Consider the following 12,078-nt stretch of genomic DNA (forward strand, 5'->3'; position numbering starts at 1 on the left):
CAAGATTTACAGTAAGTATTATGATGAGGTTGTACTTCTTCTGGAAACGGGACTTCGTATTTCTGAATTTTGCGGACTGACAACGCATATTGATATGCAGAACAGAATACTCAATATAGACCACCAGTTATTGAAAGACAGCGAAATCGGCTACTATATTGAAACGCCAAAGACCAAAAACGGAAAACGGGAACTTCCATTGACAGAACGGGCTTATCAAGCAATCCAAAGAATACTAAAGAACAGAGGAAAAGCACAACCGCTGATTGTAGGTGGTTACAGCAATTTTCTATTCTTAAACCGTGAGGGCTTGCCTAAAGTTGCAGGAAACTATGAGGGCATGGTGCGAGGACTAATTAAGAAGTATAACAAGTATCATACGGATAAGTTACCGAACATCACACCACATTCATTCAGACATACTTATTGTACGAATATGGCAAATAGAGGAATGAACCCAAACACCCTGCAATATCTCATGGGACACGCCAACATAAGCATGACACTTGGCTATTACGCACACGGTACATTTCAATCTGCAAAAGCGGAACTGGAAAGACTGGCTTGTTAATATCGGAGCTTATATTTACTACTCATTTACTACTTTTGGGTGCATTTTCATGCTGGTAAATGCCAGCTTATGCAAGGTATCTTCCGAAAAGAAAATACCGATAAAGCCCTAAAATACGGGATATATCGGCATTTACCAACTTATGAAAAGATAATCAGAAATTTAGTAAGTTTTTATTATTAAAAAATAAAAAACATCTTTATTCAAGATGCTTTTGTTTAATATGGCGCGCCCGACAGGAGTCGAACCTGCGACCTACAGAGTCGGAGTCTGTTACTCTATCCAGCTGAGCTACGGGCGCTTAAATACAGGTGATATTATACCATAAATAACCTGTATATGCTATGCATTTTTCTGATTTTCTAGGAGGTTGTTGAATTCCTTGATGGATAATGCTGGATAAAAATAGTATCCTTGAATGATAGGAATATGATGATTAAGACAATACTGGTACATGGCTTCCTGTTCCACGCCTTCCGCAATAATTTCATAATGATTAGCATGGAGAAATCGAATGATATGATCTAATAAGCTTTTTTTTCTGGGTGTAAATGTTGTCTTAAAAAAGCTTTGATCCAGTTTGATTGTAGAAATGGGCAGATCGTTTAATACAGATAAAGAAGAATATCCACTGCCAAAATCGTCTAAGGAAAGCTTGTGACCAGATTGTATCAGATCATTCATAAAGCTTAGATGTGCTGGGGTAGTGGTCAGTACGATATCTTCATGTAATTCAAAATTAATAAGATGAGGATCAATATCATAAGATTGTATAATAGAGTGCAGCGCTTTTAGATAATACTTGCCATCGGAAAATGAAGCAGGAGAGATGTTGATACTGATTGGAAGTAACGGCAATTGTTTTTGTGCAGCTTGAACAAGATATTCACAGACTTTTTTTACAACAAATAAATCTAGGGTGCGAATAAATGTGTTTTCGTTTACTAGGGATATAAAAGAAGATAAAGGTATCTCTTTGTGATGATAAAATAAACGTAACAAAGCTTCTGCGCCAACGATTTGTTTACGATAAGTATCTACTTTTGGCTGAAGGAAGATTTGAAAACAGTTTTGATGAAAGGCATAAGAAAGATCATGGCTTAGATGTTCTTTCTTTTTTCTTTGTTCATATAGATCTTTTGTATAGAATTCATATGTGGTTGTGTATTTGTGATGGTCATGACCATTAGATAATGCAAAATTTGCTTTTTGAAGGCTTGTTTGAAAGTCATCTTTTATATCTATGATGTTTATACCACAGGCAAAATGAAAGGCATATGCTTTTTGGATTTCATCATCAAGGTCATGAATCCATTGGATATAATTACGGTGTAAAAGAAAAATCAGAAAGTCATCCTCTTTCTCAAATAACATTTCATTTGAAAGAAGTGCTGATTGAATTAAAGACTGGATATATTTTCTGATTTGATAATATTGATCCCATACAAGTGGTGTAAAGTTTTTGATATGAAGGGATACCATCGTGTATTTGGATACATCAATTTGATGATAGAATTGTTCTGCCTGCATCTTGATTCCTCCCTTTTTCTTTAGGATGGAATCAAATTTATAAATTATGTATTAAATCAGGTGGAAATGTTTTAATGCCTCATAGATGCCTGGTTCATTACTTGGTGCGCATACATAATTTGCATATGCTTTTAATTCTGGTGTACAATTTCCCATTGCGACGCCAATTTCAGCTTCCTGCAGCATTTCTTTATCATTTAAGTTATCGCCAAAAGCCATATAATTGCCCTGAGGAATGCCAAAGTGCTGTAATAGACGGGAAATTCCTTTTGCCTTGTTTCCATTTGCGATAACCAGATCCATGATTTCATCACAGCTTGGCTGTAGTAAAGTGTTTTCAATATGATCAAAAGGGGAATAATCATAATCTTTTCCACCTAATAAAGACATCATATGAACAGCTTCGCCATGCCATTCATGTACATGTGGTGTGTGTAGATGGAAGATATCCAATAATGCTTGCTCCTTTTTGGTTAATTTACGGGTAATGAAATTATCTTCACCAGTTGCATAGATTACCAAATCTAAAGCTTTCGCAATTGTAAATACCTGTGCAAGCTGTTCTTTGGTAAATGCATTTTCCCAGATACAGTGAAAATCTTCATCATAGACGAAGTTTCCGCCTCCACCAATAAATCCATCCCATTTTATGCCATCAAAAACCGGCACTTTTCTGGCCATACTCAATGCCCGGCCACTGCAAAGAACAACTTTATATCCATTTTCTTTTAATGCTTTAACGGCTTTAATGGATTCTGGCAATACCTTATTTGTTGTATGATCAAAATAAGTACCGTCAATGTCAAAAAATACTGCTTGTATACTCATAAAAACATTCCTCCTCATGTACGTAAACATTGTAGATGATTTTTTGAGAAAAAGAAAGCATGAAAGTTGCAAAAAATAACTGTAACATATATCATTACAGTATGAAGAGGTGATGACATGAAATGGAAGCAGGCTGCTGCTATAGTTTTTGTGGGTATTTTGTTGTTGAGTGGGTGCAGTTTTCAACAACAGCCGAAAGATAATACAGCCTATCATAAGATAGATGCGAAAGAAGCAAAACAAATGATGGAGAATCAGGATGTGATCATTGTGGATGTCAGGCGGGAAGATGAATATGCAAAGGGACATATTCCCCATGCGGTTTTAGTACCAAATGAAACAATCAAAGAAGAAGCACAAGAAAAACTGCCGGATAAAAATGCAACGTATCTTGTTTATTGTCGAAGCGGTAATCGTAGTGCACAAGCGAGTAGAACACTGATTGAAGCAGGTTATCAAAATATTTATGATTTTGGCGGTATTCAGGACTGGCCATATGAAATTGAAGGTGAGCAGAATGAATAGTGAATTTGTTATTGCGGTGCATGCATTAGCATATATGGGGCACAAACAGGATAAAGTATCCAGTGAAGAGCTGGCAGAGAATATCTGTACAAATCCAGCCAAGATACGAAAAGTGATGTCAGCGTTAAGAAAGCAGGAGATCATTGCCACAAAAGAAGGAAAATACGGAGGTTATGTTTTGAATAAAAAACCAGAAGATATTTATCTGGACCAGTTGATCAAAGCATTAAACCGGGATATCATTCAGGCACCATGGAAAAGTGGCAGTTTGGATATGCCATGTATTGTAGCCAGTGGCATGAAGTTTGTGATGGATGGTATGGCAGCAGAAATGAATGAGCAGGTAACGGCTTATTTACATGATCAAAGTATTCAGGATGTGATTCAACAATTGGAAGTTATTGCACAACAGGTGCACAAGGAGGAATAAGTTATGGCATTATTAACAGCAACAAAGGACAATTTTGAAGAGATGATCGCTCAGGAAAATGCAGTTGTGGAATTTTGGGCACCATGGTGTGGATATTGTAAACGCCTTGGACCAGTGATGAAGGCACTGGGAAATGAACTAAGTGATGTCACGATTTTACAAGTCAATATTGATGATTTAGAAGAAATCTCTGATCGTTATGGAATTGAAACAATTCCAAGTATCATTGTATTCCATAAAAAAGAAGCATCCCTGCCTTTGGTAGCTCCACAATCAAAATCAGCAATCATTGATTTTTTGAAACAAGAGCATGTGATAGGATAAGCTTATGGAAAAAATTTATGATACCATCATTATTGGTGGAGGACCAGCAGGTTATAGTGCTGCGTTATATTGTGCAAGAAATGCACGTTCCACGCTGGTAATTGAAAAATTAAGCGCTGGTGGACAAATGGCAACCAGTCCCCATATTGAAAATTATCCCGGATTTGATGAAGCCGTGGATGGCTTTGATTTAGCAGAGAAAATGCAGCATGGCGCAGAACATTTTGGCGCAGAAACAATGTATGAAACAGTCACAAAACTAGAGCTTTCAGGTGAAATTAAAACAGTTGAAACAACAGGTGGAATTTTAAAAAGTAAAACGGTACTTTGTGCGATGGGTGCTTATCCAAGAGAGCTTGGCTTGAAAAAAGAAGCACAGTTAAGAGGAAAAGGCATTGCTTATTGTGCGACTTGTGATGGCATGCTGTTTAAAAATAAAGATGTCATTGTTGTTGGCGGAGGAAATAGTGCGATTGCGGATGCATTATATCTTTCTAAAATATGTCATCATGTTTATCTTGTTCATCGACGTGACAGTCTTCGTGCCAGCAAAGTATATGAAGATCAGTTAAAAGACAGTGGTATTGATATCATATGGAACAGCAGAGTTGTGGATATCAAAGAAGATGGGATTGTACGTGGTGCGGTTTTAGAAGATGTACATACCAACAAGCTTCGTGAAATTGCGTGTGATGGTATATTTGTGGCAGTTGGTCGGGTTGCGGATACCGCACTTGTAAAAGATCAGCTGACACTTGATGATCATGGATATATTCTGGCAGATGAAACCACAAAAACCAATCTGGATGGAGTGTTTGCGATTGGCGATATTAGAAGTAAACCGCTTCGTCAAATCGTGACAGCCGCAAGTGATGGCGCAACCGCTTCAAAATTTGTGGAAGAATACCTCATGCGTCTAAAATAATAACGATTAGGCAGATAGTGTAACAGCTATTTGCCTTATTTTTACAATATACTTGCTTTTCCTGTATGAATTTTTTATAATCTTAAGAGGAAAGAATGAGGAATATGGTATGAAATATAAATGGATTGTAATGGATATGGATGGTACACTTACCAATAGTGAAAAGAAGATAACACCAAGAACAAGAGAAGCTTTGATTCAAGCACAAAAACAGGGCGCAACACTGATTTTGGCAAGTGGACGGCCAACCCATGGATTATATAAGGAAGCAAAAGAACTGATGATGGATACCTATGGTGGTATTTTGATGTCATTCAATGGTGCTAGAATGGTGGAATACCCTAGTGAGAAAGTCTTATATAATCATGTCGTACTTCCAAAATGTAAACGTCCGATTATCAATAATGCAAGAGCATTGAATCTTTCTGTGATGATACATGATGGAGAATACGTGATTACAGATGTAGAAGATTGTTATAAGGCAGACTATGAAGCAAGTATCTGCAATATGAAAGTCAAGGTTGTAGATGATTTAAATGAATATGTAGAAAATTTTGACCCTAATAAATTTTTGATCAGTGCACCTGCGGATTATCTAAAAACCCAATTTGAAGATTTCCGTCTGCCATTTGGTGATATGCTGACGATTTGTACATCTGCGCCTTTCTATATTGAAGTTGTGGATAATGGTATTGATAAAGGTAGCGCACTTCGCGATCTATCTGAACAAATGCATGTTTCAAAAGATGAAATTATCGCATTTGGCGATGAGATGAATGATTTGACCATGCTGCAGTTTGCAGGATGTGGAGTAGCCATGGGAAATGCGGTAAAGCCCATTCGTTTGATAGCAGACAAGATTACAGCTAGCAATGATGATGACGGTATTGCGGTTACATTAGAAAAATATTTATAAAAAAGACGATTTGTCTTTTTTTTCATTCTAGTCGAAACGTTTAGGAATATATGATACAATGCCATTGAAAGAAGGGATGACGCATGTTTGAAATAGAAAACTTAACATTTAAACATATTTTACATATGGATCATTTATGTATTGATCGTCAGATTACCTGTATTACAGGACCAAGCGGTTCAGGAAAAACTACATTTCTTAGAATGCTGAATCGATTAAACGATCCCGATGATGGGAGAATTCTCTGGAATGGCAATGATATTGCGCAAATGGATGCCACAAAACTTCGCCGTAAGGTGGTAATGTTAAAACAGACACCCGTGGTATATACAGGAACCATTGAAGATAACTTGCAGATTGGTTTACAATTCAGTAAACGTCCATTGGCTAAACAGGAGAAATTAAAAGAATACTTAAAGAAAGTACAGCTGGATAAACAACTAAATGATTCTGTAGCAAAACTTAGCGGTGGAGAAAAACAGCGATTATGTTTAGCAAGGATCATGCTGATGGATGCAGATGTTTATTTATTAGATGAACCAAGTAGTGCTTTAGATAAAGAAACAGAAAACTTTGTAATCGAAAATATGGTACAGTTTGTGAAAGAAAATAATAAAATGCTGATCATGGTGACCCACTCACCAGCAATCGCAGAATTATACCCAGAAAGTATATTAGAAATAAAAGATGGAAACTGTGAGGGATATGCATATGAATAATCAGACAGTAATGGATCTATCGATTCTGCATTTAGCAATCGCGTATATTTTTGTACTTGTTTTATTGGTAATATTTAAATCAAGAGGCATTCGCAGAGAAAAGATGATTTTGATTGCGACAACGAGAATGACCATTCAGCTGACTGTGATGGGTTATATATTAATGGTGGTATTTCAGCATCCTAAATGGTATATTTCTTTACTGATGCTGGCAGTGATGTTAAGTTTTGCCATGTATAATGCAATGAAACGTGTACGTTATGAGATGTCAAAAGAATTAAAACATCTGATGATAATTTCTATGGCAATCGGTTATCTGGTAACAGCAGTTGTATTTATCTTGTTTGTTTTACAGGTGGATCCATGGTTTGATCCACAATACGTGATTCCTATTAGTGGTATGATCATTGGAAATGCCATGACAGGTATTGCACTTGGCGCAAATCGTTTATGTACCAATATGCAAGATCATCATGAAGAAATTGAAAATTCCCTCATGCTTGGTGCCACAAGTAAAGATGCCTCTTATGAATATGTAAATGATGCCTTTGACAGTGCAATTCTTCCAACAATGAACAATATGCTTACCATGGGAATCGTTTCTTTGCCTGGCATGATGACCGGACAGATTTTATCAGGAACCTTTCCTTTGACCGCAATAAAATATCAAATTGGGATCATGCTTGCCATTCTTGGATGTACAGCTATCACGGTTGTATTGTTTGTGACGCTGGGTTATCGTACATTTTTCAACGAAAGTGATGCGTTGAAATGAAAGCAAAATGTAAGGTTTTCACGTTTTTGTAATAAATTGGGCATATTTTACGCAATATACTTGTAAACGGAAAAGGTTTGTGATATATGTTAAAAGGTGTCTGATTACTTATAGATATCTGGCAATGACTACCTGTACAAAAATTTGTGGTAACCCAAAGGAGGAGAGGCAAAATATGAAAACGAAATTGTTGATAAAACCAGTTAGGCTGACTGGCAGGAAAACAAGGCTTTCATGCTGTATGAGGAGTACACATGATTATCGTGGATAACGAGAAAAAATAGTGAAATTTGTAGAGTTTACAGGCCCCATTATTCGTTATTATAGAGAAAAGCAAGGGATTGATATTGGGACCATATGCATTCAAACGGGAATACAAAAACCACAATATTTAGAAATTGAAACAGGGAAAAAAGAAGTTTTTCTAAACACTTGGAAGAAAATCTGTGATGTTATTGGAATTGAATTTATCAGTTTATTCAAGAATGAAGATGTTTATGAAGAATTGTATGATGCAGGATTGCATGCTTTGCTGTATGATGATATAGATGAACAAAAACGGCTTTTTGAAAATGTAAATGAACAACACATCAGAAAGTCAATACTATTTCCTAAATTTGCATTGCTGCGATTTATCTATGATACAATGAATGAAGACAAACCACCGCTTGATATGATAAAAACATTAGAATGTTTTAAAGATGCCTATACGCTGCCAGAACAATGTCTTTACTATGATTATAGTGGCTTTTGTTATCAGAAAGTCAGACAGTACGAAAAAGCAAAAACATTATATGAAACCGCTGAACATCTGGCAACAATGGAAAATAAAGATATGCTGTATTACCATATGGGCATTATGCATTATCGTATGAATGAACAGTTGACAGCATTATTCTATTTCCGAAAGGCATATAACATGTTTGAAAAAGCATGGAATACCAACCGACTGCTCTATACCCATGGCAGTATTGGCATCTGCTATTCGCGGATGTCAGAATTTGAAATGGCAAAGAAACAGTTTGAAGAAACGATTCGTCTAGCAATACAATATAAAAATCGCTATGTCATGTGCACGACTTATGATAATATCGCGTTTAACTGTTTTAAGATGCATGATTACAAAGAATGCATTAGATATTGTTACAAAGCAATTGATATGGACTATCACTGGCCGTTTCTGTTTGCCTATCTGGCATTTTCCTTTTATAAACTGGAGGATGAAGAAAAAGCATGGGAATGGATACATCGTGGAAAAGAAACTGTAAAAGATGAAGCTGCCCTTGATCTCATCGAATACGTGGTTTTACTGATTGAAAAAGCAGATTGCGTGGATTTCTTAGAAAAGATGTATCACAAATTTGTGGAAGAAGAATATTATGAGCTTCAAAAATTTGTATTGATGGAACTCTCTAATATCTTCCATCAGCGTCAGTTGTATGAACATGAAGCAGAATGTTTAAGAGAATTATTAAAGCTGCATGGTGAACGATAAGGAAGAAAAATGACTTTTCTTCCTTTATTTTTTCACATAAATGCAAAACCATGTTACGGAAGATTTCCTAAAGCTCAAAAATATGCTAAAATAAAAAATAATGGGAGGTTTTGCGATATGAAAAAAATGATGTGTGCGATTCTGACAACACTGATGCTATCAGGATGTTTTGGATCAAGTCAAACAAAAGGCGAACCAATCGAAGTCAGTGCCCGTGAAGTTGTTGATCGTTTACAGAATCAAAAAAAGGATAGCTTTTTATTATATATTACTACCGATAATTGCTATTCCTGTGATGAATATAAAAAAGTAATAGAAGAACTGCAGGATATAAAACCATTTGATATATACGAATTACATATCAATTTAAAAGAAGAAGATGAAGATGTAAAAGAAGCATTAAGTGAATTAGAAGTTGTCATTGGCGATTATACAGCATTTCCAATGACGTACTATTTCTACAAAGGTAATCTGCAGCCTGAAAATATCAAAGCAGGCTATATAGAAAAAGGGGATTATGAAAAATGGCTGAAAGATCTGCGTATTTTATAGAAAACGAGCGTACCGTGATTCATAAACAGGACATCAAAATCCAATTAGAACAATTAGGCATTCAAAAAGGAATGCTATTGATTGTGAATGCTGATACCCTGCATATGGGATATCTAAATGGAGGATGTCAGGCAGTCATTGAAGCATTGATGGAGTGTGTCGGTTATGAAGGGACGATTGTAGTCCCAACATTTACACCACAATATAAAGACCCTGCATGTCAAAAAGACAAACCACCCCGTCAGCAATGGCAGGAAATCAGAAAACAAGCCCTGCCGTTCGATCGAAAACTCAGTGAACCCATGGGGGCAGATCCTTTTGTATATCAGTTTTTAAGAAATGATGCGGTTTTAAGAAGCAATCATCCATTATACAGCTTTGCAGCCTGGGGAAAATATGCCAAATTGATTTGTGATAAACATCCATTACATTTCGCATTGGGAAAAGATTCTCCTTTAGGCAAAATTTATGAGATGAATGGCTATTGTATCCTGCTAGGATGTGAGTATGAGGCATGTACCATGTTTCATATGGCAGAATACCAGGAGGATATCTTTCCTGTAAAATTAGTATCTGCACCCATAGAAAGCAATCATCGTATCCTATGGAAAGATCTGTTGGATATTGAACAGCATAATGAAAACTTCTCCGAAATTGGAGAAGTCATGGAAGATCGCAAGATTGTAAAAACTGCATATATTGCGAATAGCAAATGTCATTTCTTTTCCGCAAGGGAAGCGGTCAATCTGGCTTCTACTTATTTTCACATGTATTATGATGAAATATAATATCTAATAATTGCGTTAAATATATTATATCAGTTTCATCAAAGTTACCATAACGATCAGAATCAATATCAAGGACACCAAGCAAGGTGTCTTTTTCTATGATAGGTAAAACAATTTCAGATTTACTATCTGCATCACAAGCGATATGACCAGGAAATTCATGAACATTTTGTACACATTGAACCTTTTTTGTGATTGCGCAAGTACCACATACACCTTTACCAAATAATATAGGATTACATGCAGGCTTTCCCTGAAAAGGACCCAGGATCAATTTATCATGTATATTACGATAAAACCCTGCCCAGTTGACATGTGGTAAATGCATATACAATAAAGCAGAAAGATTTGCCATACGTGCAATTAAATCATCCTCTTCACTAAATAAAGCAGCTGCCTGTTGAATCAATTCCTTATAACGCTCTTCTTTTTCCATATGTACCTCCTCTTTTCTATTATGATAGCATTCTTATCAAAAAAGAAAAAGCGAATTATCTTAAGATAACTCACTTTCACTGTTACTGAATTTCGTATAAGCTTTTGAAATGTTTTTCTCACTATCTGCAGTCATTTTATACCAGCCCTGAGCGCACATCATATCAAAAACATTTCTTTGCTGTTTGGAAATACAATCATATAACGTATCGATTTCTTTAAATAATTCCTCATTGCTTGCTTCCTGTGTAAATGTGTTGTATTCATATTTCATATGTTTTAAAGTGACTAAAAGATTGGTCGCAATATCTTTTTCACTATATTCATTTTTAGATTTACTCATGAATTCTTTACCTCCTTTTCAAGAATCTGTAACAATGTCTGATAATGCTCCTTCAGATTTTTGTTGACATCCTCAAAGCAAGTGACAACTTCCTCAGTAGAAAGCATGGTAATGTCATTGGTAATACGTTTGTTTAATACCAGTGTCTGATCCAATAGATCTTCCAGGTATAATACATCTTTTGGCGTTAACATTTTAACAACTCCTTTCACATCTAGTATGAGAAAATAGAAAAACTTTATTCTAACAATCAGAAAAAAGAAAGTATGATATAATAGATACTCGTCAGGAGGTATACTATGCAGCCCCAAGAAAGAGAATATGTTTATATACAAAGCTTTAAACATGATGGAAGTCTGCATCGAACGTGGGCACAAGGATATGTTATTGAATCAAATGATAAAAGAATTGTGGCAGTAACAAATAAAACACTTGTCAGTGAAGCAGATGGAAGAAAGTGGATTACAAGAGAACCAGCAATTTGTTTCTTTTATCCAGATAAATGGTATAACGTGATTTGTATGATACGTAAAACCGGAATTCATTATTATTGTAATTTAGCAAGTCCTTCTCTATATGATGGAGAAGCGATTAAGAATATTGATTATGATTTAGATGTAAAGGTGAACCCAGTAGGGAAGACAACCTTATTAGATGAAGATGAATACGAAGAACATAAACAACAGATGAACTATGGTGAAGATTTAGAAAAAGCAATTCACAGAGGACTTGATCGCTTAATGGTAGATATTCGTTTACGTAATTCGCCATTTGATCATTTTGAAATATCTAAGTTATATGATCGGTATTTAACATTTATTGAAGAAGATAAGAAACGCAGGGAAATCACTGTATAAAAGGTTTTTAAGAAAAAAACGAAAAAAAGATAAAAAAAGCGTTGACAGGAGAAAGGATGTTTGGT

17 protein-coding genes and 1 tRNA gene are annotated in these 12,078 nt (G+C 35.7%); 12 read left to right on the top strand and 6 right to left on the bottom strand.

Annotated elements, in window-relative coordinates; all coding sequences use genetic code 11:
• The coding region (locus tag DW114_RS21835) for a site-specific integrase (RefSeq protein WP_233512193.1) at positions 1-571 on the top strand (571 nt) is incomplete at its 5' end.
• A gap of 224 nt (positions 572-795) precedes the next feature.
• Here DW114_RS21835 and DW114_RS19225 read toward each other — a convergent pair.
• From DW114_RS19225 to DW114_RS19235, 3 genes are all read right to left on the bottom strand, one after another.
• Positions 796-872: transfer RNA gene (locus DW114_RS19225), tRNA-Arg, on the bottom strand.
• A gap of 41 nt (positions 873-913) precedes the next feature.
• Positions 914-2,101: an EAL domain-containing protein gene (locus DW114_RS19230; RefSeq protein WP_117455714.1), complete on the bottom strand. Its 1,188-nt coding sequence runs from the start codon at positions 2,099-2,101 to the stop codon at positions 914-916.
• A 51-nt stretch (positions 2,102-2,152) separates the two neighbouring features.
• On the bottom strand, positions 2,153-2,929 hold the full coding sequence (locus DW114_RS19235) for a Cof-type HAD-IIB family hydrolase (protein ID WP_117455716.1): 777 nt from the start codon (positions 2,927-2,929) through the stop codon (positions 2,153-2,155).
• Positions 2,930-3,046: 117 nt separating this feature from the next.
• On the opposite strand from DW114_RS19235, the gene DW114_RS19240 reads away from it, so the two are divergent.
• The 10 genes from DW114_RS19240 (at position 3,047) to DW114_RS19285 (ending at position 10,378) form a co-directional block, all read left to right on the top strand.
• The gene (locus tag DW114_RS19240) at positions 3,047-3,454 is read left to right on the top strand and encodes a rhodanese-like domain-containing protein (protein ID WP_117455718.1); all 408 of its coding nucleotides are present in this window, start codon (positions 3,047-3,049) and stop codon (positions 3,452-3,454) included.
• The gene (locus DW114_RS19245; protein WP_117455720.1) at positions 3,447-3,884 is read left to right on the top strand and encodes an RrF2 family transcriptional regulator; all 438 of its coding nucleotides are present in this window, start codon (positions 3,447-3,449) and stop codon (positions 3,882-3,884) included. Before DW114_RS19240 ends, DW114_RS19245 begins: the two co-directional genes overlap by 8 nt.
• A 3-nt stretch (positions 3,885-3,887) precedes the next feature.
• Entirely contained in the window at positions 3,888-4,208 is a 321-nt protein-coding gene (locus DW114_RS19250; RefSeq protein WP_117455721.1) for a thioredoxin family protein, read from the top strand.
• A 4-nt stretch (positions 4,209-4,212) separates the two neighbouring features.
• Positions 4,213-5,133, top strand: a complete 921-nt coding sequence (gene trxB / locus DW114_RS19255) for a thioredoxin-disulfide reductase (protein ID WP_117455723.1) — start codon at positions 4,213-4,215, stop codon at positions 5,131-5,133.
• Positions 5,134-5,242: 109 nt separating this feature from the next.
• The gene (locus DW114_RS19260; protein WP_117455725.1) at positions 5,243-6,049 is read left to right on the top strand and encodes a Cof-type HAD-IIB family hydrolase; all 807 of its coding nucleotides are present in this window, start codon (positions 5,243-5,245) and stop codon (positions 6,047-6,049) included.
• Between the two features lie 83 nt (positions 6,050-6,132).
• Positions 6,133-6,768 (top strand): ABC transporter ATP-binding protein, encoded by a 636-nt coding sequence (locus DW114_RS19265; RefSeq protein WP_117455727.1) that lies wholly within the window; start codon positions 6,133-6,135, stop codon positions 6,766-6,768.
• Positions 6,761-7,543 (top strand): ABC transporter permease, encoded by a 783-nt coding sequence (locus DW114_RS19270; RefSeq protein ID WP_117455729.1) that lies wholly within the window; start codon positions 6,761-6,763, stop codon positions 7,541-7,543. Before DW114_RS19265 ends, DW114_RS19270 begins: the two co-directional genes overlap by 8 nt.
• A gap of 283 nt (positions 7,544-7,826) precedes the next feature.
• Entirely contained in the window at positions 7,827-9,038 is a 1,212-nt protein-coding gene (locus DW114_RS19275; RefSeq protein ID WP_117455731.1) for a hypothetical protein, read from the top strand.
• A gap of 117 nt (positions 9,039-9,155) precedes the next feature.
• Positions 9,156-9,590, top strand: a complete 435-nt coding sequence (locus DW114_RS19280) for a thioredoxin fold domain-containing protein (RefSeq protein ID WP_117455733.1) — start codon at positions 9,156-9,158, stop codon at positions 9,588-9,590.
• Positions 9,563-10,378, top strand: a complete 816-nt coding sequence (locus tag DW114_RS19285) for an aminoglycoside N(3)-acetyltransferase (RefSeq protein WP_117455735.1) — start codon at positions 9,563-9,565, stop codon at positions 10,376-10,378. The genes DW114_RS19280 and DW114_RS19285 overlap by 28 nt, the downstream gene beginning before the upstream one ends.
• Here the strand turns inward: DW114_RS19285 and DW114_RS19290 are convergent.
• The 3 genes from DW114_RS19290 to DW114_RS19300 are packed head-to-tail and all read right to left on the bottom strand — an operon-like array spanning position 10,344 to position 11,350.
• A complete protein-coding gene (locus DW114_RS19290) occupies positions 10,344-10,814 on the bottom strand; it encodes a GAF domain-containing protein (protein WP_117455737.1) in 471 nt (156 codons plus the stop codon). The two genes, DW114_RS19285 and DW114_RS19290, sit on opposite strands and share 35 nt — an antisense overlap.
• Before the next feature lie 60 nt (positions 10,815-10,874).
• Positions 10,875-11,156, bottom strand: a complete 282-nt coding sequence (locus DW114_RS19295) for a spore coat protein (RefSeq protein WP_117455739.1) — start codon at positions 11,154-11,156, stop codon at positions 10,875-10,877.
• Positions 11,153-11,350 (bottom strand): oxidoreductase, encoded by a 198-nt coding sequence (locus tag DW114_RS19300; protein WP_117455740.1) that lies wholly within the window; start codon positions 11,348-11,350, stop codon positions 11,153-11,155. Before DW114_RS19300 ends, DW114_RS19295 begins: the two co-directional genes overlap by 4 nt.
• A 105-nt stretch (positions 11,351-11,455) precedes the next feature.
• Here DW114_RS19300 and DW114_RS19305 point away from each other — a divergent pair, with 105 nt between their 5' ends.
• Positions 11,456-12,013 (top strand): DUF402 domain-containing protein, encoded by a 558-nt coding sequence (locus DW114_RS19305; protein WP_117455742.1) that lies wholly within the window; start codon positions 11,456-11,458, stop codon positions 12,011-12,013.
• The last annotated feature ends 65 nt before the right edge of the window (positions 12,014-12,078 follow it).

The sequence above is a fragment of the Absiella sp. AM09-50 genome (genome assembly GCF_003433845.1).
In the GTDB taxonomy this organism is placed as follows: domain Bacteria; phylum Bacillota_I; class Bacilli_A; order Erysipelotrichales; family Erysipelotrichaceae; genus Hoskinsella; species Hoskinsella hominis.